We start from the raw sequence: 25,959 nt of genomic DNA, 5'->3' as shown, positions 1-25,959 counted from the left end.
AATTAATACTAAAAAACTTTGATTTCTGCGATTGCTTCTTCTAGATGTTCCTGAATCACTAGCTCCTCTCGCTCAAGGATTGCTCTTTTTGCTGCATCTTGTGCAACCCTCACAGCTTGAGCCGCAGAAAAATCTCTCATCTGCTCAATGATCCTTGGCCAGTTGATAGATCCCACTTCAATTGCAGATAGTGTTTCCTTTAGTATAAATTCTAGCTCCTGTTCTCCGGGTTTGGGTACTGCGATCAAATCATCAAATCTTCTCCAAAGAGCAGTATCCAGAGATTTATTCAAATTCGTTGCTGCTACTAAAAGCCCTGAAGAGGGTTGATACTCATCCAAAATTTGAAGAAATGTATTGACTACTCGCTTAATTTCTCCTACTTCTTGAGAGTCTTCTCGTGTCTTAGCAATTGAGTCACATTCATCAAGAAACAATAAACATGGACTTTTTGAAGCATCCTCAAATACAAGTCTTAAATTGCTCGCAGTTTCGCCTAAAAAAGACGACACCATTGCATCAAACCGAACTTTCAGGAGTGGTAATCCTGTATTCCAAGCTAAACGTTCTGCTCCTAGTGTTTTTCCACATCCAGGAGGCCCATACAAAAGAATTTTTTGTCTGTAACGCAATCCATGATGAGCAAGCCTATCTCTAGCCGCATACTCGCGTTCAATTCGACAGAAACGTTTTTCAATATTTATTGGCAACACCATGTGATGCCGCAAATTATCCCTTGGTATGATAGTTACTAAAGGAAGATTAAATCGCTTACTGGTTGATAATTCAGTTAATGTCTGTAAGTTTTTTGGTACTGAAGAAGCAGGTTTGCTGATGTTAGCAGGCTTCTCTTTCTGGCTTTTTTTAGTGATATTCTCTAACTGGTCAGCTAAGAGAGTATGTCCCTTACTGCGTTCTTCCTCAATCACTAGGTATGTAAGCTTATCAATCGCTTCTTGATCTGAACTAGCGATCGCTCTAAAAAATCTCTTGAGAAGCTCTGCTTTCATACTGCCTCTCAGTATAAATAGTAATTTTGGACTGATTTAGTACTATTGTACTATGAAAGTATAGTGCGTTATAAATCATAACGCGATCGGCTTGTTTCTAATCATTATATTAAGTTATGTAATAAAAAATCATTTTTCTGCTTAGGAATTTACTATCTATATCTAAACATAAGACATTGCTTTAAGGTCTATATCATCTTCCCCTTCAATCAATAACAAAGTCATCATATCTCCCTCAACAAACCCTGTTAATCTGAAATCAGACATAGCTTTTAGTTCCTCCATAGAAACTTTCTCAGAATAGTATTTAAATATCATTTTAATTGCTTTATCTTTATCTAGATAATACTGATAGCTACTATCCTTTTGCATCAAATGTTCTACAATTTTTGTTATCCGGGCTAGAAGTACGTCTCTTTCCTCAGAAACTTCTTGCATAACTTCCTCCCAATTAGTAACTTATTACTCCAATTATAGCTAATCTTTCTTTACATAAAAAAGGCGGGCTTTTCAGCCCACCCTGCACTATTTTGAGAATATTCTGTTGCTATTAACCCAACAATTGTTTAGCCTTAGCTAACACATTATCAACGCTAAAACCAAACTTCTCTAGACAAACGTTACCTGGAGCCGAAGCACCAAAGCGATCGATACTAACGCAATCGCCTTCAGTACCCACATATTTGTGCCAACCGAAACTGCTACCAGCTTCTACAGACAAACGCTTGGTGACAGCTTTCGGCAAAATTGACTCTTTATAAGCCGCATCCTGTGCTTCAAACAGTTCCCATGAAGGTAGCGAAACAACACGGACTTTCTTGCCTTCAGCCTTAAGTTTTTCGGCTGCGCCGACGGCGAGGCTCAGTTCTGAACCAGTTCCAATCAGGATGATATCGGGTGTACCTTCGCTATCCACCACGGTGTATCCACCCTTGGCTACGCCCTCAATCGATGTACCTGCCAAGTTGGGGACGTTTTGACGGGTGAACGCCAACAGAGACGGAGCATTTTCCTTCGCCTTTTCGATCGCTATTTTATAAGCGCCAGAGGTTTCGTTACCGTCTGCGGGACGAAACACGGTTAAATTAGGAATGGCACGCAAGGAAGCGAGGGTTTCGATGGGTTGGTGTGTGGGGCCATCTTCACCTTGTCCAATGGAATCGTGAGTCATCACCCAAATCGAGCCAGCTTGGGAAAGCGCGGATAAGCGGATGGCAGCACGCATATAGTCTGTGAAGATCAAGAAGGTAGCACCGTAAGGAATTAATCCTGAATTGTGCAGCGCTATACCATTACAGATTGCGCCCATACCATGTTCCCGCACACCAAAGTGGATGTTGGGGTTTTCGTAGTGCCCTTTCTGGAAGTCGCCCTTACCCTTGATTTCGGTCAAGTTAGAGTGGGTTAAGTCAGCCGAACCACCAATCAATTCAGGTAAAACCGCCGCTAGTTTGTTAAGGCAGGTTTCTGAGTGTTTGCGGGTAGGTAGTCCTTTGTCTTCGGGGGTGTAGGTGGGTAGTACCTTGTCCCAACCATCGGGTAGTTTGCTGCTAATGTAGCGTTCAAATTCAGCCGCTTCTTGGGGATACTTAGCTTTGTAGTCGGCAAATGTTTTGTTCCAGTCGCTTTCGTAGCCTGCACCGCGCTCAACTGCTTTACGTGTGTGGTTGAGGGCGTTTTCTGGAACTACGAAAGGCTCGTATTCCCAACCCAAGTTTTTCCGAGTCAAAGCTATTTCGTCTCCACCAAGAGCAGCGCCGTGAACGCCAGCGGTGTTGGCTTTATTGGGGGAACCATAACCGATGATGGTTGTCACCTTAATCATTGATGGTTTATCGGTGACAGATTTAGCTTCTTCAATTGCTTTGGCGATCGCTTCTAAATCGGTATTGCCATCTTTGACGTGCAAAACGTGCCAACCGTAAGCTTCAAAGCGCTTGGAAACATCTTCGGTGAATGCCACATCTGTGGAACCGTCGATGGAGATGTGGTTGTCGTCGTACAGAGCAATGAGTTTGCCTAATCCCAAGTGTCCTGCGAAAGAAGCAGCTTCCCCGGAAATCCCTTCCATGTTGCAACCGTCACCTAAAATTACGTAGGTGTAATGGTCAACAATCTTGGTATCGGGTTTGTTAAATTTAGCAGCAAGGTGCGCTTCAGCGATCGCTAAACCGACTCCATTAGCAATTCCTTGACCCAAGGGCCCAGTGGTGACTTCCACGCCTGGGGTCATGAAGTTTTCCGGGTGTCCAGGGGTTTTGGATTCCCATTGACGGAATTGCTTGATATCTTCAATGCTTACACTGTCGTAGCCTGTCAAGTAAAGCAGGGCGTACTGCAACATCGAGCCATGACCGGCAGATAAGACAAAGCGATCGCGATTAAACCATTTGGGATTCTTGGGATTAAACTTCAAAAAGCGATCCCAGAGTACAAAAGCCATCGGAGCCGCGCCCATCGGCAGTCCTGGGTGTCCCGATTTTGCCTTTTCTACGGCATCAACAGCCAAGAAGCGGATCGAGTTAATACAAAGTTCTTCGAGGGACAGTTCTTTGGCGGATTGGGTTGCAACAGTCATAATCTCTTGTTTTTAACGACGGGTTAGCACTCTTCGTAGCTTCTTTTGCTGGGGTTATTTTAGATTCCCCACAGTATCCTCATCATCCCACTCCCGCTTGTCGATGGACAAGCGGGATCTCCTGAGTTTCTGGTGATAAATCAAGCTGATAATTGGGTCATGCTGAACGCTTACTTTATATCGGAATGATATTTCTGATACTTTGGGCATTGGGCATTGGGCATTGGGCATGGGGCATTGGGCATTGGGCAAATGAGCAGGTCGGATTAAACTACTGAATTCTGAATTCTGAATTCTGAATTCTGACTTCTGACTTCTGCCTCCTGCCTCCTGCCTCCTGCCTTCTGCCTCCTGCCTTCTTTTAAACGTATTTCTTAAAGGCCAGTGTGACATTATGACCGCCAAACCCAAAAGAATTGGATATTGCCACCTCGACTTTTTGAGCGCGGCTAGAGTTAGGCACGTAATCTAAATCACACTCTGGATCGGGATTTTCCAGATTGATTGTCGGTGGAATTTGATCATTAGCGATCGCTAACACTGTTGCGACTGCTTCAATACCTCCAGAACCGCCCAATAAATGACCTGTCATCGATTTGGTGGAGCTAATTGCTACCTTATAAGCATGTTCTCCCAAGGCTTTTTTGATTGCTGAGGTTTCAGTTGAATCATTAGCTGGGGTACTAGTGCCGTGGGCATTAATATAGCTAATTTCTTCGGGAGTTATGCCAGCATCTTTAAGAGCTAGTTCGATCGCTCTAGCGGCTCCGAGTCCACCGGGTACGGGGGAGGTGATGTGGTAGGCATCACAGGTCATGCCGTAACCGATCATTTCGGCATAAATGTGAGCGCCGCGACTTAGGGCGTGTTGCAGTTCTTCGAGAATTAAAATTCCTGAACCTTCACCCAAGACAAATCCGTTGCGATCGCGGTCAAAGGGACGGCAAGCATGAGCCGGGTCATCATTGCTAAAAGAGAGTGCTTTGCAAGCAGCGAACCCAGCTATCGACAATGGTGTGACAGCTGCCTCCGTTCCCCCGCAAATCATCGCCTGGGCATATCCTCCTTGAATTAAGCGAAAAGCATCGCCTACAGCATTGGAACCAGCAGCACAGGCAGTTACAGGACAAGAGTTTGGCCCTTTAGCACCCGTATGAATTGCCGTTAATCCTGCGGCCATATTGGCGATCATCATCGGGATCATGAATGGACTACAGCGATCGGGACCACGGTTGAGGTAGATAGTTTGCTGGTCTTCTAATACCTTAATTCCACCAACGCCAGAACCGATCATCACACCTACCTGTTCTGCATTCAGGTCATTGATCGCTAACTCCGAGTTAGCTAGAGCCTGTTTTGCTGCCGCAACCCCAAATTGGGAAAATCGATCCATGCGCTTGGCCTCTTTACGCTCCAAGTAATCATGTGGATCGAAGTTTTTCACCTCACCAGCAATCCGGCAATCATGGCGAGACGCATCAAATAACGTGATGTAGTCAATGCCATTACGTCCACTCAATAATCCATTCCAATATTCTGTTGCTGTGTTACCTATAGGTGTAATCGCGCCAACACCAGTTACAACAACGCGTTTACGTGTATGATCTGTCATGATTCAGTTAAAAATGGCGAAAAAGCAGCAGGCAAAAAATTTGAGGTTAGCGACTAGGTACTTGGTGAGCCAGCGCGGTCTTAAAGATTTCCTTTACGAGCGACTGGCATCGGATTTGCTGACTTCAACTGACTGTCGTTAACGTCAGCATTAGCGACATTAGCAGCGTCACGCGAAGGATGGCTAGACATTAGAGAAAAATCTCCCCAATCCCAATCCCCAATTCCAATCCCCAGTTAAGCTGAGGCGGTAACTTTGTTATTGATGTAATCTACTGCGTCTTGAACGGATGTAATCTGCTCGGCAGCTTCATCGGGAATTTCGATATCAAATTCTTCTTCCAAGGCCATCACCAACTCAACGGTATCGAGAGAATCTGCTCCCAGGTCTTCCATAAACTTGGCTTGTGGTGTGACTTTATCTGGGGGATCAACACTCAGTTGTTCGATAACGATTTTCTTGACCTTTTCAAAAAGTTCCGCTTGGCTCATAAATAAAAGTCCTTAACCACTTGCTACGATCTGCTCTTTAGAGGAGACATTGTTTTGAGCATATACATCTTATCGTCAAGCGCGATCGCCCGCATACTTCCAAGGGTTTTTCTGCTAGAAAACCTTTGCCATTTTTAAAATAAATGGGGTAAGTTTTCTGGGAACACTTGAGTCGTAGAGCGTGCTACGCCATCACCGATTCCGTGTAAATGCTTCAGTTTTATAATTATTGCTAAAATTTTTTACAATGTCTCGACCAGTATTTACAGTCTTGCTAGCAATTAAGAATATGTAGATGCTGCGACTCTTTAACCTAGAGGTTTAAAGGGTAGCTAAACGTCAAACATCAGAATGGTGCTAACAAGGGAATGATAAAACAGTTATTGTTTAGAGCGATCGCTCTAACCCAAACATACTTCTATGCTACCTCAGACACTGAAATACGCTTACTTCCCCGGTTGTGTTGCTCAAGGGGCCTGTCGGGAACTTTACCAATCAACTCAAGCGCTTACCCAAGCACTGGGTATTGAACTAGTTGAACTTAAAAAGGCTGCTTGCTGTGGTTCCGGCACATTTAAAGAAGATTCGCAACTGCTAGAAGATACAGTCAACGCCAGAAATATTGCCCTAGCAGAAGAATTAAATCTGCCCTTACTTACCCATTGCAGCACTTGTCAAGGTGTTATCGGTCACGTCAACGAACACTTGAAGGAATGCCAAACAACTAACCCTGTTTACATTGAACAGGTTAATGGCTTGCTAAATAAAGAAGGTTGTTCGCCTTATCGCGGCAGTACTGACGTTAAACATCTTCTTTATGCCTTGGTGACAGATTACGGTTTAGAGGAAATTACCAAACGTGTCACCCGAAAGTTAACTGGATTAAAATGTGCGGCTTTTTATGGCTGTTATCTCCTCCGCGCCCAAAAATCTATGCCTTATGACGACCCTTTCCAACCGGAAGCGATGGAAAATATGTTTCGGGCGGTGGGTGCAACACCAATTTATTACCGAGGACGGACACAATGTTGTGGTTGGCCACTTGCTAGTTATGCCACTACCCAATCTTTTAAGATGGCGGGGATGCATATTCAGGACGCTATAGCATCTGGTGCTGACTGTATAGTTACACCTTGTCCTCTGTGCCACTTGAATTTAGATTCGCGCCAGCCAGAGGTAGAAAAGGTGATTGAACAAAAGCTAGGTTTACCAGTGTTGCATTTACCCCAGTTGATTGCTTTGGCACTTGGCGTTAGTCCAAAAGAACTGGGTTTAGACCGTCACATTGTTTCCACAAAGCCAGTGTTGGAAAAATTAGGATTTTAGTTTATGGAGTACAAGGGACTTAAGTCCCTTGTCTGGTTAATTGATTAGACTTTGGACAGTAATAATTGTTTTGATAAAAAAATTTCCAAAATTAACCAACTTACAATATATAAGACTGGTAATTTTGGATAACTTTAATTAAACTCTAATTTTGAGAATCGCCTTGGTATTAGCTTTGTAAAGTCAATGCTTCTTTTTCGAGGTTTTCATCCATCCAAGAAAACATATCGCCAATTGATTTAACCATATCTTCAACTCCTTCACGGAAGAGTTCGACATCTTTATCAGACTTGGTATAAATCTGAGCCACTTGAATCAATTCGTCTGTATGTTCTGGATCTAAGTGGCAGTGGAGATGAAAATATTCGATGGTATGGTCATCAATACCTTTAAATATCTTACGAAGTCCTTCAATATATTTGATGAAAATTCCAGGCAATACTTGCTCAATTGCTGCAAATCTTCCCAAAGAGCGTACTATAGGTTCATCATCACAAACTTCAAATTTCTTAAAGCGTAATGCCGGAATGAGAAACGCTCCATCATCGGCATTGATATCAATTTTAGGACAATCAATACCTTTCATGAAACGCATAAATAATGCTACATGAGCAAGGTCTGAGTTGAGTTCTCCATGCTCTGTAAATGCATTTTCTAGCATAATCGTTCTAGCATGGTAACTATCCATTTTGGATGCAACTTTTAGAAAAGCCATATTGAATCTGTTTGAGCCAGGTAGCATTTTTATAGCAAACTGGCGGATTGCATCTTGTGAAAATTCTCCATTAGCAAAGCGTTGAACAAAGGGATGTAAAGACAAATCCTGTGCAGTTGTGAGTTCTAACAAAACTTGCTGTAATTGGTTGGATATTTGAGTATCTAAAGAAAGAATTGCAGTCATTATTTTTAGTGGATAAGTGGGTTTCTGTTGATGCTTGATTGTCTAATATTGGTGAATATATGGGTGATTATTCACGGAGATTGCATAGCAAAAAATGCATACCCTTTGTAAGTATGTTTGCAAATGCTTATTAACGAAGTGAACTCACTTCAGTTACTTGATTGACTGATTCAATGCGAATAATGGAAAATTACTCAGGCAGTTTGCATAGTAAAATGTACATACCCTTTGTAACCATACTTCACAAGTTATTTGAAAATGCTTATTTCGGTTCTGATCGGCTTGAAAATTGACATTATCTTCAACAATTGAGTCTAAACTTGGACTAGAATGCTTTCAAAAAATTTTGTTTTTGGTTAACGGAACTGTATGCACAGTTGTTTTAACTAATTTGTTACCCTCTTTTGTGAAAAAATTCAGTACAAGTTCGTACTTCGTCCTAATAAAGATTTTAGTATTTTATTTTTTTATACGCAAAGAAAAAAGAATCATTAACTAAATCTTTACTTGTTCCCGCAATTTCTAAAGTTGGTATAAAAACATTAGGCGACTTTTGTTTGTCATCTGTCAATAGGAATAAAAACAAAATCTTCTTAAAAAATAATACAGAATGGGACGTGTAAGATTCACGCCCCACAAGAATTATTTTGAATTTGGTTATGTAATTTAGATAACTTTCAACTTAATCATTGATATTTTGGAATTTACGTTGCAATTGTTTTAGCGATTGATACATATCTGGCAGGCGACCATAAACAGCACATACCTTGAGATATAGTTTGTAAGGAAGGGCTGGAGTTCCACAGACAACTTCTCCTGGTGCAACATCGCTGTGAATTCCAGTTTGAGCAGATGTCATCGCCCCATCTCCGATTTTCACTTGATTGGCTATTCCCGTTTGTCCAGCTAAAATAACGCGATTTCCCAGTTTCACCCCTCCTGCCATACCAACCTGACCTGCGATCGCACAACCAGAACCGATTTGGCAACCATGACCTATTTGCACTAAGCTATCAATCACTGTATTGCGACCTACTCGTGTTTCTCCGACTGCTGGGCGGTCAATGCCGGTGTTACAGCCAACTTCCACGCCATCTTCTAAGACTGTATAGCCTGATTGTTCCATTTTGAACCAACCAGTCCGGGTAGGAACAAAACCAAAGCCTTCTGCACCAATGACAGCACCACTGTGAATGACGCAATCTGCACCGATGCGGGTACGTTCGTGGATGGTACAGTTGGCGTGTAAAGTAGTGCGATCGCCTATTTTGGCATCTGGATAAATTACTACATTGGGATGAATGATTGCACCATCACCAATTTCTACCCCTTGTTGAATCACAGCATGGGGGCCAATATAAACATCACTACCAACTTTTGCGGTGGAGTGAATCACAGCAGTGGGATGAATTTCTGGAGTAGGGCGATATGGTTGATAAAAAAGTGCGATCGCTTTGGCAAACAATAATCGCGGATCTGAGGTTGCTAGCCAGACAATGCCCCTTTCTTGTGCAAGCGCTTGTAATTTTTCGTCCTGGGGCAAAATTAAAGCACTAGCATTGGTATTACCGACAAAAGACCCAAATTTTGCACTTTCTACGTAACCGATCGTACCGTTGCTAGCTTCATCAATGGCTGCTACCCCTGTAATTTCTGGGTCTTGGTCTGGGTTACTAGTCAGGCTATGATTGGTGGCCGCGTCACCAAATTGACGGAGGATTTCGCTGAATTTCATTGTTGGGTGTGTTCAAAATTGATCTACAATCGCAAGATAATTTTCCCTCTTTATGCTCCAATACAATAATTTTATAGACGCGTAGCGGTGAGGCAATCAGACTATTTCTAGTTTCGCTTCAGGTTGGATTACTTCACTGACATTCTTCTGTTGATGGCTCTCGTGAGCTTACTTTCACTGCATCTTGTCTCAATAGCGTCTTGAGGCGTTGATTATCTTCGGTAGCGATCGTTTCACCATAGTGATGAAGTTGAAAAAGCTGGCAATAACGGTTTTGTTTGGCGCAAATCAAGCAGCCATAGGCATGATTGCCGTTAGTACCGCATAGCCGATGTCCCATCACCGGGCCGAGAGAAATATTTTGCTCGCTAGCTACAGTACTGAGAATTGAGCGCACTTTTGATTCAAACTCCAATGATAAGTATTGCTTACGTCCTGGTTGTGTACGATCCCATTCTGGAATGGTTAATTCTTGTTTTAAAAGACTAGCTTCAATCTCTTCAGACATCACAAGCCCAGACAGAATAACGTGATGGGAAACATGGGGCAATAGTGTACGTGCTAACTGCCACATTAAGGTTTCATCAAACCACTCTTCAACCAGTGGACGCAGATACCAACAACAGGGAATGCCAAGGTTTACTAAATCTTGCAGCAACTGTACCCGGCTCTGAATTGAAGCTTGCTCATAGCCTGGTTTCAAGGGTGGTAGACTAACAAAGACAGTGACTCGAAGTGAATGAGGTCGCTCTAGAGTTGTTTTGAGGCGCTCTAGAAAAGATTGACCGGGATGGACTTTGGTAGTTATGTAGACTAGGTTAGCAGCTTTTCGGTCAATCAGTGCATCCAGAATTGATAGTACGCGCTCTCGATGGGCTGGAATAAAGGGGTCAGAGTAATCGCATAGTGAAATCGGAAAACCTTTTTGTCCTTCCTGGGTAGCAAAAATGTGGTCTAGCAAAAGATCGAGCAAGTTAACCGGATCTGAGACATCCTGAAAGTTTTGTGGATAATGATGCCAGTCACGGTCTTGATGGCAGACACAATAGGCACATTCAATTGGGCAACGGTTCTGAACATTTGGTAGAAATGGATTGAGGCTGAAGTATTTTACAGCACGCTCCTCATTAGGAATACCAAGCACTGGAAAGCCATGCAGCATATACTGGCTTCCCTGCAACGTAATTTCAGACGCAGTATTTTTATCAGTATTCATATATTTTTTATGAAAAAATAATACACCCTGAACAATTTGTCTTCTCTAGGGTGGCTGGTGTGAATATAGAGTGGCAAGGTGGGAAATGCTGGAGGATTAGTAAGAATTTTGATAAGTAAATATAGTTAAGTAGCGATCGCTTGTTCTTAAATAACTGGTAAATGCGTTGAGGTTAACACGGAGAAGCTCTTAGTAACAAGTTTTAAGAGTAGACTTTTGCGATTTTGTACTAGTTAGATAATTAATAATTAAGATAGAGATTATTTATCCTCTAGACAGTTCAAATTTTAAAATGATTAATAATATACAAGAATTAAGAGAGCGCTTGTTTGCTAGTGAAATAGTAAAAAATGAGCAAGACCTACAAGGATGTACCTCAGAGGAAATTGCATACATTGAGAGTAAATATGGAGTGTTGCCAAGAACTTACAGGCAAATCTTAGGCTTACTTGGGCATAATGCTGGAAAGCTTATTAGAGGATCGGAAATTGAGTTTTATTACGACCAACTTATTAAAATGAATGAATGGCAGCAAGAGATTATCCTTGAGTCTATTGCTGAGGGAGAAGAATGTACACCTTTACCTGAAAATGCTTTCTGTATCTGTGCTTTACATGGAGATCCGTGGTTTATTATTGCCGATGGACAAGATGACTGTTCTGTTTATTTTCTAGATGATAGTGGCACAATCAAAGAGTCCAGTAAATCTGTGATGGATTGGATAGAGAAATTTGTAGAAGAAGTTGAATATTTGATAAGGAGAGGATGGAGATAACATTTCAAAGTTATCTTTTTGAGAAGAAATAAATTTTAACGATAACGGTTATAGTATTCTGCTACATTAATTTTTCTAAGTTCGTAGTAAGCACTTTAGCCCTGATTTTTAAGGACTTTAGTGCTTACTACGAACTCTTTTAAGCTATCTGGTTAGTCGCCATTGCTATCCCTGCTAAATAACCGGTTGTCCAAGCACTTTGGAAGTTAAACCCACCGGTAACGCCATCAATATCCAAGATTTCTCCGGCAAAATAAAGACCAGGAATTAACCTACTTTCCATTGTCTTGAAGTTGACTTCTTTGAGCTTGACACCGCCACAGGTAACAAATTCTTCTTTGAAGGCTCCTTTGCCGTTGATTAAGTATTGTCCCTGAGTAAGTTCTTGCACCAGTTGATTTAAGGTTTTACTAGATATTTCTGCCCAACGGTCTTCTGTGGTAATGCCTGCACGGGCAATGATATATTGCCAGAGACGATGGGGTAGATCGACGCCGCGATGCAATGCGATCGCTTTCTTTCCCCATTCATCCTTAACTGTTAAAACTTTTTCTCGCACTTGTTCTTGGTGCAAATCAGGCAGCCAATTAATCAATAATGTAGCTTGATAGCGGCTTTCGTGCAGAGCTCTCGCACCCCAAGCCGAAAGCTTCAAAACAGCCGGGCCACTCAAACCCCAGTGGGTAATTAGTAATGGCCCAGTTTGTTGTAATTGGGATTTCCCGCCAGCAGATAACCGCAATTGAGCAGGATTAACGCTAACTCCAGCCAATTCCCGCAACTTTTGATCGACAATGTTGAAGGTAAATAACGAGGGTACTGGCGGTTCAATTTGATGACCTAACTCTCGGACAATTTTATAACCCGCAAGGCTGCTACCGGTTGCCAAAAGTAGGCGATCGCATTTAATTGTCTCTCCCGACTTCAGAAGAATATCAAACCCCCCATCTGCTGCGGTTCTCACCGAAGTTACATGCGTACCGATGCGGAGTTTTACCCCAGATTTCGCCACCGATTTAATTAAACATTCCACAATGGTTTCTGAAGTGTTGGTGACAGGAAACATCCGGCCATCAGCTTCCGTTTTGAGATAGACTCCACCAGCAGCAAACCAAGCTACTGTATCTTGAGGCCCAAACCGAGTCAAAGCACCCCGCAAAGCTTTTGCACCTCTGGGGTAATTTTGGACTAACTCCTCTGGTTCAAAGCAAGCGTGAGTCACGTTGCAGCGTCCGCCACCAGAAATTAGCACTTTCGCTAGGGGTTGACGACTGGCTTCGAGTAAAGTAACTTGGGCATCAGGATTGGCTTTAGCACAAGCGATCGCGCCAAAAAATCCTGCTGCCCCACCCCCAATAACTACAATTTGTAACGGTAACAATTTCAAAAATGTCTCTTTTACAGCACCTACTTTCTAGGCTAGCTGTTATTTTCACTCTTCATCAGGTTCAAAGTCGTCTTTTGTCGCACCGCAAGTTGGACATGACCAATCTTCTGGGATATCTTCAAAGGCTGTTCCCGGTGCTATGTCGCTATCTGGATCGCCTTCTGCTGGGTCATATATATAGCCACAAACAGTACATTTATACTTTGCCATGTCCCTTTCCCCTCGTAAATTATTGCTATTGCTTCCCTATTAAATACTTTTGGCAATGAGTCAAAATAGGCAAGCTACAATTCTTAAACGAGATTACGGTATGAAAATAAAACCGCTTCGCAAAGTCATTAGTCATTAATCATTAGTCCAACAGAAACCACGTCCCTTGTGACCGTGACTTGAATTAGCCCGTAATCATTAGTTTTTTTTCGCCCAAGAGGGCAGAGGTATATACCAAAAACTCTTTATCAATGACCAATAACCAATGACAAATGACCAATGACAAATAACTAAAAACGCCACCATGTCCTTTGGGCGTAACTGATAATTCCGATCGCGATCGCTCCAAGTAGCAAGAGCCAAATAATTCCACCTGGGATAAAAGTGAGAATACCAATACCTCTCAGTACCCAGACGGCAACGCTTATGCCGAGAAGTGTACCAAAAATCTGGATTAATCTACGATTTAAAGAAGATTGATTCATCTAATTTTCCTCTCAACTCAACAGACATTACACTTGATATTGATAATTAAAATATGAAGTTACGATGAAGTTATAGTTTCATCAGAAATAACACGTAAAAACCGAGAGATACTATCCAAACTTTAGGGTAAGGTACTTGATGTTAAATCGTGTTTGTGCCATTCTAGCTGTTAACAACGCAGTTTTTCATCTACAAGTATTACTTTCACAAAACTCACTGAAGTATTAATTATGTTGATTGTGATAAGAAACACAGTTTTTACAGTAAAGTAACTGAAATGATGAGCAAAAAATTATCCTTTCCGGAAAAGATAAGTATTAAACTGGAACTAATTTAATAATGGGTTGGATCTAAATCAAGTTTTATGGCTTGTAGTTTCAACTCTATTTAAGTGGATGAGTTGAGGAGTAACTTAATCATTATGTCTGCGTCTTATATATCAGATTCAATTATTGCAGGTTCAGATATGGCTTGGAGTCAAGACAAGCAAAATTTGCTGGTACAGGGTGAAATTTTGCTAGAAACGCGATCGCACAAGCTATCGGGTGGCGCGGTGACAGCCTGGATGTATTTGCCGATGGTGCGATCGCACGTTTGGCAGCAATTAACTGATTATCCCCGCTGGGTGCAATATTTTCCCGATATCACCAAGAGTGAGGTAGTACATAAAGGTGAAGTCAAACGTCTGTATCAAGCAGCACAAAAAGCCTTCTTCTTTTTTACGGCTCAAGTGGAAATTTACCTCAATGTTGTAGAAGTGCTGGGGCAGCAAATCCAATTTCGCATGGTAAATGGGACTTTTGAGGACTTTAACGCTAATTTAGAACTACAAGATTGTGGTAATGGCACAATACTTGCTTATACTGTGCAAGCGACACCTCTAATTCCGATTCCATCTATTTTTATTCAACAAGCGATGAATTTAGAGTTGCCTGCAAATATGCGTAAAATGCGACAAGTTATGTGTAAGACTCAATAAAAAATTCAGACGTTGCTGATTGGATTTTCACTTTACCTATATAGATAATTCAAAAACCCGCTCTCTGTGAGAAAACGGGTTTTTGTGTGTGATTTATCAGGTGTAATTATCCGGTAAAAACTTCAACTGGTAAACGGCTAAACGACAATCTTTCATTTTGCACATCTACAAAGATGGTGTTGCCGTCGTTGAATTCGCCGCGCAAGATGGATTTAGCAATTTGCGTTTCTAACTCTCGCTGAATCGCCCGCTTCAGTGGACGCGCACCATACACTGGGTCGTATCCTACTTCTGCTAAAAAGTCAAGAGCAGCATCCGATAGTTTGAGAGATATTTTGCGATCGCTCAGTCTTTGCCGCAATCTTTCCACTTGCAATAGCACAATATGCCGCAATTCCTTCTTATCTAAACCGTGGAAGATGATGATTTCGTCAATCCGGTTTAGGAACTCTGGACGGAAGCTATTTCGCATTGCTTCCATGACTCGACGGCGCATTTCGTCGTAGTGGGTATTATCCCCAGCGATATCAAGAATGTACTGCGAACCGATGTTGCTGGTCATGATGATAATAGCGTTCTTGAAGTCCACTTTATGACCTTGGGCATCAGTGACGCGACCATCATCAAGAATTTGCAAGAAGATATTGAAGACATCGGGGTGTGCTTTCTCGATTTCGTCGAAGAGAATTACTGAGTAAGGACGGCGACGAATCGCTTCTGTAAGTTGTCCGCCTTCTTCATAACCCACGTATCCTGGAGGCGCACCGATTAAGCGAGAGACGGCGTGTTTCTCCATGTACTCAGACATATCGATTCGCACCAGCGCATCTTCGCTATCGAACATATACGCCGCCAGCGCTTTCGCCAATTCGGTTTTACCCACACCTGTCGGTCCAAGGAAAATAAAGCTAGCAATGGGACGATTGGGATCGGCTAATCCAGCACGCGATCGCTGAATTGCATCGGCTACAGCTGTGACTGCTTCTTCTTGTCCAACTACCCGACGATGTAGTTCATCTTCTAAATGCAGGAGTTTCTCTTTCTCTGATTCCACCAACTTGCTGATCGGAATTCCTGTCCATTTAGAAATAATTTCGGCAATATCAGCTTCTGTGACTTCTTCTCTTAATAGGGATTTACCACTTCTTTGAGTGCTTGCCAATTCAGCTTCTACTGCTTCCAATTGACGATGCAAACTGGTTAAATTACCGTATTTCAATTCCGCAGCCCGGTTAAGGTCGTAGTCGCGTTCTGCTTGCTGAATCTCTAAGTTGACCCGTTCAATCTCTTTTTTCACAGACTGAATTTTGTCAATGATATCTTTTTCAGACTGCCATTGAGTATTTAGGGTTTTTTGTTCTTCTTTGAGATCGGCAATTTCTTTTTCCAGTCTTCCTAGACGTTCGCGAGAAGCAGCATCGCTTTCTTTTTGCAACGATAGCTTCTCCATTTCCAATTGCAGAATCTTGCGGTCAATTTCGTCGAGTTCTTCTGGTTTGGAGGTAATCTCCATTTTTAATCTCGCGGCGGCTTCGTCTACCAAGTCAATGGCTTTATCAGGGAGGAAGCGATCGCTAATATATCGACTCGACAATACGGCGGCGGCAACCAAAGCACTATCAGAAATCTTCACCCCGTGGTGGTTTTCATAACGTTCTCTCAACCCGCGCAAAATCGAAATACTATCTTCTACACTAGGCTGATCGACATAAACCTGTTGGAACCGTCTTTCTAATGCCGCATCTTTTTCGATATATTTGCGGTATTCATCCAGAGTTGTCGCTCCAATACAACGCAATTCGCCCCGCGCCAACATTGGTTTTAATAAGTTACCAGCATCCATCGCGCCTTGGGTTGCACCAGCGCCGACAACGGTGTGAATTTCATCAATAAATAAAACAATATTGCCGCCAGATTCAGTAACTTCTTTTAATACTGCTTTCAGGCGTTCTTCAAATTCACCCCGGAATTTTGCCCCTGCAATTAAAGCACCCATATCTAAAGCGATTAGCTTACGGTCTTTGAGTGATTGAGGTACATCACCTGCGATAATGCGCTGTGCTAATCCTTCAGCGATCGCAGTTTTACCAACACCTGGTTCGCCAATTAGCACAGGATTATTTTTGGTGCGGCGAGAAAGAATTTGCACAGTGCGACGAATCTCATCATCTCGCCCAATTACTGGATCGAGTTGACCTTTACGCGCGGCTTCGGTGAGGTCACGCCCGTATTTTTCCAGTGCTTCGTATTTGCCTTCTGGATTTTGGTCGGTCACTTTTTGGCTCCCACGAACTTGTTTAATAGTATTTTTGAGTTTGCCTTCGTCTAAACCAAACTCTTGGAATAAAGCTTTGCCAAAGCGGTCATCTTTAGCGTAAGCCAGCAATAAGTGTTCAATTGAAATATATTCGTCTTGAAACTCTTTGCGATATCCGTCTGCTCGATCTAGAAGTGTATCTAAGCTGCGTCCTAAGTATACCGAGGTACTATTACCCGATACTTTCGGCTGACGTTGAAAAAATTGTTCAGTGCGATCGCGCAGTTTTTGGAGGTTAACACCCGCTTTTGTGAGAATCCCTGTTGCTAGACCATCTTGTTCTAGCAGCGCTTTCATCAGGTGTTCGCTTTCAATTTGCTGTTGTTGATATTGTTTAACAATATCCGGGGTGTGGGCGATCGCTTCCCAGGCTTTTTCTGTAAATTGGTTAGGATTAGTAGGTTGCATAGGCTTTTTCAGGAACGTAAAGGTGTAGTGGTGAAGCAGCGCGGTCTTGGGGGTTTCCCCCATGAGCGACTGCTGAACCCGGAGGGCTTGTCGCAGGCTACCACCAGAACACCAAGTAAAGAAAATTTCTATTCTTAATAGATATTGTAAGAACAGGATAGCGATCGCCTAGATCGGTGTTCACGTCTTGTAAAAGTCGTATTTTCCCGTAGTTTTGATTTTCCTATGTGCGATTCTTGTTCATTGCACAACAACCGGAGTAGCTCATGGAACCCACGGTTTCAATTACCGGTTTGCGGAATGTCAGTAGATGCACTCTTGTGTGCGATGGCGCAAGCGTCCACGTAGGCGATCGCATTAGTCGGGTTTATTCCAATACAGTTCGGATAAGACCAAAACACTTGTAGAGACGGCGATTTATCGCGTCTCAAAAACCCAAAATTTTTGCCAGTAGCCCTTAACTGAACCGTATTGGGGTTTATTCCAGTGAGTGCTTAGGAGTCGGTACAGAGGTTTTTGGAGTCGCCCTGGAAGCTGAATCGTGCTTAATTGACGGCGCTGGAGGAGAAAGTGTTGCGTGTGCTGAGTTGGAAACTAGCAGCTAATGTAACAAGGGAATAATGCAACAATACTGGAAATCAATGTTCGTGCCAGTAATCCGAAAACTTTTGCGGTGCTTTGGCGATGTCTACACCCGCAGAAAAATCTAATTTTGAAAATCAAATTGCATATTTGCATATTTAATAAAAAAACTACTGAATATTCCTTTAGATAGAGGTTTTTTCAACGTCTACTTACTTAAAGAGGAAAAATAATGAATCAATTCAAATATTCCAAGAAGATTTTTGGCGTTATTGCTGTTTTACTCGTAATTTGTGCAACTTTCTTTCCTAGAATGGCAATTGCAGATTCACTGACTGCGCCTATAAAGTCAGGTTGTACAGTTGTAGGTGATGTAAGAATAATACCAGATCCAAATAACCCCAATGAAATCGATGTTCTACCACCGACTGTGATAGTTAACAATGCCGATGGATGTAGCTTCAGTGCTAACGCGATGAAGTTACCACAAGCTCTGAGGGTTGAAAGAGCTATTATAAAGTTGCCTACGGGCGTAACTGGGGTTGTTAAAAGCCTTCAGATCAGCAAAGTCGATGATGAAGGCAATAAGACAGTAATTTATGGCTGTTCTGATTTAAAAGTTAAGAATGGTACGGATTTAAATGTATCTTGCGGAGGGCCATCTTACCTACCATCGAACCAGTCCTTGCAATATAATGCAACTATTGCAGACTTTAAGCGAGGGACTAAGTTTGCCATTACGCTGGTAGCATCACAGTCTAAACAACTAGATTTGTAGTAAATATACGCCTGTTACACCAAAAAACCTATTTGGTGTAACACGTAAAACTGCTTAATACAAAAATGTTTGCTCCTTCCTAGCCGAAACTAAAAAAGACGGGCGTACCCCCTTAATTTTGAGCGGAGCCAACTGTATGGCCTACACTGCCCGTAATTAGCTCTAATATCCCCGGTTGAACAATTGAAGCATTCCAGTCGTGGGTAGAAAACAGTTTAGTTCTATGTTTTATGAAAAATCGTATACTTTATTTGGTATACGATTCTTTATTAAGTTAACACGATTAAATGACTAGCTCGCTTACTTAATTTTGATACAACTCCTATTTATTTCTGGCTAAGACTGTAGCTTTCCCCGGAACTCAGTTCTAATAAATTTGATGTAGCAATAAAGCCAAAGTAAATGGCGATCGCAGCAGTAATACCATGAAGCAAAATATCATTGAATTTACAAGCAGCCATCAAAGAAACGCTCAAAGCTTTTTCGATTAATATTGATGACATTCTAGAGATGCTTATTAAACAAAATTATTCATAATAAAGAGATTTAGAGCAGTCCAAATTATATTTAAAAGATGTAAAGTGGTCAAGTAGATATTTCATAAGGTCAATTACACTTAATCGCATTGAAAACAGCTTACCCTCGAAAGCTAAAGCTTACTATTTTTTTCTTAGAATGTATGGGTAACTGTCTTAACAATATCTATAGAGACATGGTGATAAACAAAATTACTCCTTCATAAGCAGGAATCTAAATGCGTAAGTAAGCATGACGTATTAAAGTTCTTCTACCTTACCTCCACTATTTTCCTCCTACACCACACAGAGTTAACATAATCCCAGGTCGCATAGTGGATGCTGAAAATGATTGACCCCTACGACTTTGAAGATGATGACTTTGACTTTGAGGATGAGGATTTCTTGAAAATAAAACCCATCAGCCAAATGACTGAAGGGGAAAAGCTACAGCGATTTAAGCGGTTCTTCGACAGCAGCAGCCGTGCTATGTTGCAAGACTGTCTATTTCGCATTGTCAATTACGAAGATGGTACAGGCACGTTAGAAATTCTTTGCCCTAATGAAGTTGTAAGGCAACGCCTTTCTAAGAAAAAGCGCAAAATTACCAACAACATCAATACCTGCTGGAGTCATATTAGATGGTTTTCGCTATGTGTCCAGCAAGATAATGAGTTGCATTGCCAGAAGTTTACCCGTAATGGCGATTTGGTGACATCTTAATTGGGTACTGGAAATTTGGGATAAAGAAAGTGTTTTCCCAATTACAAGTGACGAATAACAAATGACTAAAAAACAAAAATTTCCTTATCTAGTTGGTTCTAAATGGACAGCACAGCGAAAAGTTGATGGCTGGCGGCACTTCCAAGTTGTCAATCGTAAAAATCAGGCTAAGTGGGTTTACGCCGAAATGGTTGCTTCTTGCGATCCTAAAGTCCGTTTTTGGATAAATGCCAAATTATTACAAGATAACTCCCAGTGGCAAGCTGGCTGGCAAACATTACAAGAAATCCAGGAAATTGAAACTGAGGTGTCCTAATTACCTTCAATACATAGACTGAAATAAATTAGGACTTACGCACACTCTACGTTTCTTCTCTTACTCTTAGCCCACGCAGGTGGGCTAAATTTGTATAGCCACAAATCCTATTCGCTCTGCTTAAACTTAGAAAATATTTGCAAAATTAATAATATTTTACAAAATCACACTCACTCACTCTCAAGCAGCAATTAGATGGTTGTGACTACCGACTGAAAACTGGTAATTTATCTGCGATACCTTTGGTGAGTTACGCTAACGCAAATTCCAGTAGTATTTCCAGCATCAGGCTGCATATACCTCTCTTTCCCCTTGACTCTGTGCCTCAACGCCTTGAAAAGACGTTGTAAAAACATCAGCTAATTCTATGAAAAGCATTTAAAAAAGCAGATTTCATATTTTTGTATTTTGTAACTCTTTTTATAAAAATAAATAATAAAAATTTTTAATGGCTCTTTTGAGACTTTTTAAAGTCTTTAAGGTTCATAAAAATCCAAATAGACATAATTAAGCTTTAATTCATCGGATAAGACCGTTTTACAGATTAGGAGCCACTTTCTTTTCTAGGTAATTTGCCCAATAATGACATTCACAGACCTCACGCATCGCCATCTCAGGAAAGGTGAAGGCAAATGTTTGAGCCACAAGTTTGACAAGAAGCTATAAGAGGGAAACAACAGTGAAACTAGCAGTCTACGGAAAAGGTGGTATCGGTAAATCCACAACTAGCTGTAATATATCCGTCGCCCTAGCTAAACGTGGCAAGAAGGTGCTGCAAATTGGCTGCGACCCCAAACATGACAGCACCTTCACCCTGACTGGGTTTTTGATTCCGACAATTATCGACACCCTCCAAGAAAAGGACTATCACTACGAAGATGTCTGGCCAGAAGATGTAATTTATAAAGGCTACGGCGGTGTTGATTGCGTAGAAGCTGGGGGCCCACCTGCGGGTGCTGGATGTGGCGGCTACGTAGTCGGTGAAACCGTAAAATTACTTAAAGAACTCAATGCCTTTGATGAGTACGATGTAATTCTTTTTGACGTTCTGGGTGACGTAGTTTGCGGTGGTTTTGCAGCACCACTCAACTATGCAGATTACTGCCTGATCGTTACAGACAACGGCTTTGATGCTTTATTTGCTGCCAATCGGATCGCTGCTTCAGTCCGCGAAAAAGCAAGAACTCACCCACTGCGTTTAGCTGGGTTAATTGGCAATCGCACCTCCAAGCGCGACTTGATTGAAAAATATATAGAAGCAGTGCCCATGCCAGTTCTAGAAGTTTTACCTTTAATTGAAGATATCCGCGTTTCCCGCGTAAAAGGTAAGACTTTGTTTGAGATGGCAGAGCAAGATCCTTCCCTAGAATACGTTTGCGACTACTATCTCAACATCGCCGACCAAATTTTGGCGCGTCCCGAAGGTGTTGTACCTAATGACACACCAGATCGGGAGTTGTTCTCTTTGTTATCCGATTTTTATCTAAATCCGGGTAAACCCCAGGTTCCTAATTCAGAAGAGGAACTAGACTTGATGATTGTATAAATCACCAAGTTCTCAGGATGGGGGACAATAACATGGCATTCTTTCACAGCTTTACGGATTCAATAAAGCAAAAGTGGTTGCAATTTTTCCAGAATAATCGAGACTGGATTACCCTTCACATGGAAGTGGAATCGGTGTACACCCCTGATGGCGGGAAGCGACCACCTTCTTACCTCATCCTGGGAGTTCTTAACGCCCTAGAGCCAAAACTAGCGCAGTTAATGCTGCCCTTTGCCAAACTTAATCCTGACGCCGATACGCTGATTGAGGTGCTGGATTTGCATTTTGACCCAGATTTAGCTCTCGGTAATCGCTTCGTCGTCAACCCAGATGTAGAGAAATACGTAGAAGAAGCAGCATCTGTCATTGATGAAAAGCCTGAAGATGAAACATTGACACACGCTCATACAAATGGCTTTGCGGCGGTGGCGGTAGTTGAAGAATTCGCAATGGTGGATTCTGAGGATGAAAGCCTGGGAATCAGCGAGTTGGAAGAAACGGAAAATGGCTTTGGCGATATTTCCTTAACCAACGGACACAACTCAAAAGATGAATCTCTTCAAAGCTCTAGCTTAGAAGCAGATGATTTTGGGGAAATTGCCTTCGATACAACAGCTGCAACGGAAGTAAAGCTGGATGAAGAAGACGAAGCGCTTGGAGATAGTCCACTAGATGAGAATGCGTTTAAAGACGTGTTATCAGATGTCTGGGGTGATGAAACAGCTTTGCAAAAGGCTGAAGAAAATAACGATTTTTTAGGGGAAGAACTGCCAGCAGGCGTTTTTGATGAATCAGAAATTGCCCGCCTCTTCCCCAACGCTTAATTATTGCCGTTCTTCGCAATTTTAAGTTTTAGATTTGAGATTTTGGATGAGGAATTAGGGAAATTGTCGTTAGACAGCGGATATTTTTGTTGTCCCAGCTTTCAATCCAAAATTATCAATCGTTCGACTGAGCAACTTGTCCTGAGCGTTCGCGTAGCGTCTCGTAGAGAAGCCGAAGGAAGCCGAAGGAAGCCGAAGTCTAAAATCTGAAATTGGTTGAACTGCCATTAAATATAAAGGGGAGAAAAAACCAAAATGACTATCGCTCAACAACCAGAAGCTTTAAGCTTTGAATGTGAAACTGGAAATTACCATACCTTTTGCCCAATTAGCTGCGTGGCGTGGTTATACCAAAAAATTGAAGATAGCTTCTTTTTGGTGATTGGGACAAAAACTTGTGGCTACTTCCTGCAAAACGCGATGGGGGTGATGATTTTTGCTGAACCCCGCTATGCAATGGCAGAGTTGGAAGAAGGCGATATTTCGGCACAACTGAGTGATTATGAAGAATTAAAGCGGTTGTGCTTGCAGATTAAACGCGATCGCAATCCTAGTGTAATTGTCTGGATTGGCACTTGCACTACCGAAATTATCAAAACAGATTTAGAAGGTTTAGCACCAAAACTAGAATCCGAAATCGGAATTCCCATCGTTGTAGCGCGGGCAAATGGTCTAGATTACGCCTTCACCCAAGGGGAAGACACGGTATTAGCCGCAATGGCTAACCGTTGTCCTGATAAGGCTCCGGTGGCGGAAACAGAGAAGAGTGAACGTAATGCGATCGCTAAATTGCTAAACTTCGGTAAGAAGAAAGAAGATGTCGCCCAAGATGAATCTGAATACGTAGATCATCCACCCTTAGTTCTCTTTGGCTCCCTTCCCGACCCCGTAGTTACTCAGTTAACCTTGGAACTGAAGAAGCAAGGCATTAAAGTTTCCGGCTGGCTACCCGCGAAGCGCTTCACAGAACTGCCAGTACTGGAAGAAGGATATTATGTCGCAGGTGTCAACCCCTTCCTCAGCCGCACAGCTACCACCTTAATGCGCCGCCGCAAGTGTAAACTCATTGGCGCACCCTTCCCCATTGGCCCCGATGGTACTCGCGCTTGGATTGAGAAAATCTGCTCGGTGTTCGGTATTACTCCCAAGGGTTTGGATGAACGGGAAGCACAAATTTGGGCAGGCTTGGAAGATTACGTGAAACTGATTCGTGGTAAATCTGTATTCTTCATGGGTGATAACTTGCTGGAGATTTCCCAAGCAAGATTCTTAATCCGTTGCGGGATGACTGTTCACGAAATCGGCATTCCCTACATGGATAAGCGCTATCAAGCTGCTGAGTTGGCTTTGTTGGAGAAAACTTGTCAGGAAATGAATTCACCTCTGCCAAGGATTGTAGAGAAGCCGGATAATTACAATCAACTTCAACGGATTTATGAGTTGAAACCAGATTTGGTAATTACTGGTATGGCTCACGCAAATCCGTTGGAAGCACGGGGTATTAATACTAAGTGGTCGGTAGAGTTCACTTTTGCTCAAATTCACGGTTTTACGAATGCGCGTGACATGTTAGAGTTGGTAACTCGTCCGCTACGTAGGAATAATAATTTGAAAGATTTGGGTTGGGATAAGTTGGTAAGAGAAGAAGCGAAGATTTAAATTTGGGTTTGGATTTAGCAACAGCATAATACTATGTTACGGGCGAACTTTTTAGTTCGTCCTTTTTTTACTTTACAAGACCTTCGCCAATTTACGAGGATTCAACGGTTGTAGAAACACCCATTTCCCGACATATCAGCCAGAAATAACAAATCTCAAAAGCTAGGAATAAGTTCGATGAACCTTAATCAAGCAATTTCAGCCACTACAGAATTCAATAAAGTGAACCCAATCTTAGCGGCTGAGTCTTCGCTGATATGGTATAGAAATCTTACAATGACGGGAGTACTAACAAGTTTAGGTAATCCACCATTCTCGGTATTTGAGTTTGGCTAGGCAGCAACAAATGAGCCAGAGGTGCTGAGTTCATAAAACATAACCTTCAAGAATTACACTTTCTATTATTTTATTTATTGTTTGTTGCTTTTCTTCAATCTGTCGGTCTATTTCTTTTTGTGAGTCAAGTTGGATTTTTATGGCTTCAACTATCTCGGTCTGTTCTTCCAATTCTGGAATTGGTAGTCTAAAATTTAAAATTTCAGTTGATGATACTTTTACCATTGTTTGATTCTTTCCTTTTGCAACATACTTAAAATACAATCTACCTATGAAAGAATTAAAAATATAGCTCAAATATTGCTTGTCAATATAAGTTTCGTCTAATTCAACTCTTATGTATAAGTCTGGAAATATTATATTTTCTTCTATTTCATCATTTACAATTGATGCAAGAGCCACTAAATCAACAGTATTACCTCTGCTTATAAAAAAGTCTCCCTTCTGAATAAAGAAGTCTTTAATATTGTTGCGAGTTTCTTCTGTAAATTTTGATGGTTCAATTCTAAGTACACCATCAAAACTATAGTTTTCTTGACCTAATACTGGAATACCCTCGCCGCCTTCAACTGATAATGGACTCCATCCATTTTTTGTGGATTTAATAAAACGACCGAGCGTTTGAATGCAATTAATATCAGAATAAAGAATTGATTGAATGTATTGCATTTTGTTCCATCTTAGCCCACTTCTTAATGCTAGATTATACAAAGCAATGCTACTAAATGAAACGGGTAAGATTTTAGCTTTTTCTAATTTATATACTTCATCAAGGTCAATTTTGAAGTAGTCTCCAAAAACTTTGTTTATGATGTTTACAGGTTGTAATTTTGATTTTTTGAGTTGATCTATTTCATTTTCAATTGGCTGAATTTGTTCTAATAATTCATTTTGTTTTACAATTTCAGTCGGCAGAAAAACTGGTAATTCCCTGAGATATGTTTTTGATAGATTTTTTTGTGTTTTACCTGTTTCAGTTGCACGAAAATATTTCTGAATTGTTTTACTATTTAAGTAGTAAACCAACAGACGTGGATTTAATTTAACAGTATCAACTTTGAATTTTGCAAGGTAATGTGAAAGCGTTAATTGAATATCTTCAACTACACTATCAAAGTAAAAAGCTGAACCACAGTTTGCGGAAATAGCAATTACAACCCACCTTCCGCACCCTAACTGTCACAGATCAGCAAAAAGCAGACAGAGTAGTACACAAGAACTAAGAAATATCAAAAAGAAAGCAGAGTTA

24 protein-coding genes are annotated in these 25,959 nt (G+C 41.6%); 10 read left to right on the top strand and 14 right to left on the bottom strand.

The window, feature by feature from the left end; all coding sequences use genetic code 11:
* Positions 1-8: 8 nt before the first annotated feature.
* The 5 genes from V7K53_RS07050 to acpP all read right to left on the bottom strand — a co-directional run bounded on the left by V7K53_RS07050 (position 9) and on the right by acpP (position 5,691).
* Positions 9-1,010, bottom strand: coding sequence for an ATP-binding protein (locus V7K53_RS07050; protein WP_335196893.1), 1,002 nt, complete (start codon positions 1,008-1,010; stop codon positions 9-11).
* A gap of 162 nt (positions 1,011-1,172) precedes the next feature.
* On the bottom strand, positions 1,173-1,448 hold the full coding sequence (locus tag V7K53_RS07045) for a hypothetical protein (RefSeq protein ID WP_322735803.1): 276 nt from the start codon (positions 1,446-1,448) through the stop codon (positions 1,173-1,175).
* A gap of 112 nt (positions 1,449-1,560) precedes the next feature.
* Positions 1,561-3,588, bottom strand: a complete 2,028-nt coding sequence (gene tkt, locus V7K53_RS07040; protein ID WP_335196892.1) for a transketolase — start codon at positions 3,586-3,588, stop codon at positions 1,561-1,563.
* Positions 3,589-3,949: 361 nt separating this feature from the next.
* On the bottom strand, positions 3,950-5,200 hold the full coding sequence (fabF, locus tag V7K53_RS07035; RefSeq protein ID WP_335196891.1) for a beta-ketoacyl-ACP synthase II: 1,251 nt from the start codon (positions 5,198-5,200) through the stop codon (positions 3,950-3,952).
* 236 nt (positions 5,201-5,436) lie between these two features.
* Positions 5,437-5,691 carry an acyl carrier protein gene (gene acpP, locus V7K53_RS07030; protein ID WP_094349173.1) on the bottom strand — a complete coding sequence of 85 codons (255 nt, stop codon included), beginning with the start codon at positions 5,689-5,691 and terminating at the stop codon, positions 5,437-5,439.
* 420 nt (positions 5,692-6,111) lie between these two features.
* Here acpP and V7K53_RS07025 point away from each other — a divergent pair, with 420 nt between their 5' ends.
* The gene (locus V7K53_RS07025) at positions 6,112-7,017 is read left to right on the top strand and encodes a CoB--CoM heterodisulfide reductase iron-sulfur subunit B family protein (RefSeq protein ID WP_335196890.1); all 906 of its coding nucleotides are present in this window, start codon (positions 6,112-6,114) and stop codon (positions 7,015-7,017) included.
* 169 nt (positions 7,018-7,186) lie between these two features.
* Here the strand turns inward: V7K53_RS07025 and V7K53_RS07020 are convergent, their stop codons facing one another.
* The 3 genes from V7K53_RS07020 to V7K53_RS07010 all read right to left on the bottom strand — a co-directional run bounded on the left by V7K53_RS07020 (position 7,187) and on the right by V7K53_RS07010 (position 10,869).
* Positions 7,187-7,918, bottom strand: coding sequence for an iron-containing redox enzyme family protein (locus tag V7K53_RS07020; RefSeq protein WP_335196889.1), 732 nt, complete (start codon positions 7,916-7,918; stop codon positions 7,187-7,189).
* 682 nt (positions 7,919-8,600) lie between these two features.
* Positions 8,601-9,653 carry a UDP-3-O-(3-hydroxymyristoyl)glucosamine N-acyltransferase gene (gene lpxD / locus V7K53_RS07015; protein WP_335196888.1) on the bottom strand — a complete coding sequence of 351 codons (1,053 nt, stop codon included), beginning with the start codon at positions 9,651-9,653 and terminating at the stop codon, positions 8,601-8,603.
* A 133-nt stretch (positions 9,654-9,786) separates the two neighbouring features.
* Positions 9,787-10,869, bottom strand: coding sequence for a hypothetical protein (locus V7K53_RS07010; protein ID WP_335196887.1), 1,083 nt, complete (start codon positions 10,867-10,869; stop codon positions 9,787-9,789).
* Between the two features lie 292 nt (positions 10,870-11,161).
* Here V7K53_RS07010 and V7K53_RS07005 point away from each other — a divergent pair, with 292 nt between their 5' ends.
* Complete coding sequence (locus tag V7K53_RS07005) at positions 11,162-11,644, top strand: SMI1/KNR4 family protein (RefSeq protein WP_335191480.1); 483 nt, start codon at positions 11,162-11,164, stop codon at positions 11,642-11,644.
* Between the two features lie 139 nt (positions 11,645-11,783).
* Here the strand turns inward: V7K53_RS07005 and V7K53_RS07000 are convergent, their stop codons facing one another.
* The 3 genes from V7K53_RS07000 to V7K53_RS06990 all read right to left on the bottom strand — a co-directional run bounded on the left by V7K53_RS07000 (position 11,784) and on the right by V7K53_RS06990 (position 13,726).
* Entirely contained in the window at positions 11,784-13,025 is a 1,242-nt protein-coding gene (locus tag V7K53_RS07000; RefSeq protein WP_335197017.1) for an NAD(P)/FAD-dependent oxidoreductase, read from the bottom strand.
* 51 nt (positions 13,026-13,076) lie between these two features.
* Positions 13,077-13,241 carry a rubredoxin gene (gene rd / locus V7K53_RS06995; protein ID WP_292774831.1) on the bottom strand — a complete coding sequence of 55 codons (165 nt, stop codon included), beginning with the start codon at positions 13,239-13,241 and terminating at the stop codon, positions 13,077-13,079.
* Between the two features lie 290 nt (positions 13,242-13,531).
* Positions 13,532-13,726, bottom strand: coding sequence for a hypothetical protein (locus tag V7K53_RS06990; protein WP_292729343.1), 195 nt, complete (start codon positions 13,724-13,726; stop codon positions 13,532-13,534).
* 422 nt (positions 13,727-14,148) lie between these two features.
* On the opposite strand from V7K53_RS06990, the gene V7K53_RS06985 reads away from it, so the two are divergent.
* On the top strand, positions 14,149-14,706 hold the full coding sequence (locus V7K53_RS06985; protein ID WP_335196886.1) for an SRPBCC family protein: 558 nt from the start codon (positions 14,149-14,151) through the stop codon (positions 14,704-14,706).
* Between the two features lie 106 nt (positions 14,707-14,812).
* Here V7K53_RS06985 and clpB read toward each other — a convergent pair whose 3' ends face one another.
* The gene (gene clpB / locus V7K53_RS06980; RefSeq protein ID WP_335196885.1) at positions 14,813-17,431 is read right to left on the bottom strand and encodes an ATP-dependent chaperone ClpB; all 2,619 of its coding nucleotides are present in this window, start codon (positions 17,429-17,431) and stop codon (positions 14,813-14,815) included.
* A gap of 266 nt (positions 17,432-17,697) precedes the next feature.
* Here clpB and V7K53_RS06975 point away from each other — a divergent pair, with 266 nt between their 5' ends.
* Both V7K53_RS06975 and V7K53_RS06970 read left to right on the top strand, forming a co-directional pair.
* The gene (locus V7K53_RS06975) at positions 17,698-17,838 is read left to right on the top strand and encodes a hypothetical protein (protein ID WP_335196884.1); all 141 of its coding nucleotides are present in this window, start codon (positions 17,698-17,700) and stop codon (positions 17,836-17,838) included.
* Between the two features lie 407 nt (positions 17,839-18,245).
* Positions 18,246-18,791, top strand: a complete 546-nt coding sequence (locus V7K53_RS06970) for a hypothetical protein (protein WP_335196883.1) — start codon at positions 18,246-18,248, stop codon at positions 18,789-18,791.
* A gap of 326 nt (positions 18,792-19,117) precedes the next feature.
* Here V7K53_RS06970 and V7K53_RS06965 read toward each other — a convergent pair whose 3' ends face one another.
* A complete protein-coding gene (locus V7K53_RS06965; protein ID WP_335196882.1) occupies positions 19,118-19,294 on the bottom strand; it encodes a hypothetical protein in 177 nt (58 codons plus the stop codon).
* Between the two features lie 351 nt (positions 19,295-19,645).
* Here V7K53_RS06965 and V7K53_RS06960 point away from each other — a divergent pair, with 351 nt between their 5' ends.
* The 5 genes from V7K53_RS06960 (at position 19,646) to V7K53_RS06940 (ending at position 24,374) form a co-directional block, all read left to right on the top strand.
* Positions 19,646-20,029, top strand: a complete 384-nt coding sequence (locus tag V7K53_RS06960; RefSeq protein WP_335196881.1) for a hypothetical protein — start codon at positions 19,646-19,648, stop codon at positions 20,027-20,029.
* 61 nt (positions 20,030-20,090) lie between these two features.
* Positions 20,091-20,345 (top strand): TIGR02450 family Trp-rich protein, encoded by a 255-nt coding sequence (locus tag V7K53_RS06955; RefSeq protein ID WP_012410754.1) that lies wholly within the window; start codon positions 20,091-20,093, stop codon positions 20,343-20,345.
* Positions 20,346-21,024: 679 nt separating this feature from the next.
* Positions 21,025-21,891, top strand: a complete 867-nt coding sequence (bchL, locus tag V7K53_RS06950) for a ferredoxin:protochlorophyllide reductase (ATP-dependent) iron-sulfur ATP-binding protein (RefSeq protein WP_335196879.1) — start codon at positions 21,025-21,027, stop codon at positions 21,889-21,891.
* A 32-nt stretch (positions 21,892-21,923) separates the two neighbouring features.
* Positions 21,924-22,715 carry a DUF5331 domain-containing protein gene (locus V7K53_RS06945; protein ID WP_335196878.1) on the top strand — a complete coding sequence of 264 codons (792 nt, stop codon included), beginning with the start codon at positions 21,924-21,926 and terminating at the stop codon, positions 22,713-22,715.
* 255 nt (positions 22,716-22,970) lie between these two features.
* Complete coding sequence (locus V7K53_RS06940) at positions 22,971-24,374, top strand: ferredoxin:protochlorophyllide reductase (ATP-dependent) subunit N (protein ID WP_335196877.1); 1,404 nt, start codon at positions 22,971-22,973, stop codon at positions 24,372-24,374.
* Positions 24,375-24,740: 366 nt separating this feature from the next.
* On the opposite strand, the gene V7K53_RS06935 is transcribed toward V7K53_RS06940, so the two are convergent.
* On the bottom strand, positions 24,741-25,862 hold the full coding sequence (locus V7K53_RS06935; RefSeq protein WP_335197016.1) for a restriction endonuclease subunit S: 1,122 nt from the start codon (positions 25,860-25,862) through the stop codon (positions 24,741-24,743).
* Between the last annotated feature and the right edge of the window lie 97 nt (positions 25,863-25,959).

This window comes from Nostoc sp., from assembly GCF_036917355.1.
Classification (GTDB): Bacteria; Cyanobacteriota; Cyanobacteriia; order Cyanobacteriales; family Nostocaceae; genus Nostoc.
The sequence above is the reverse complement of the archived record's forward strand: the minus strand, read 5'-3'. Positions and strand labels throughout refer to the sequence as shown.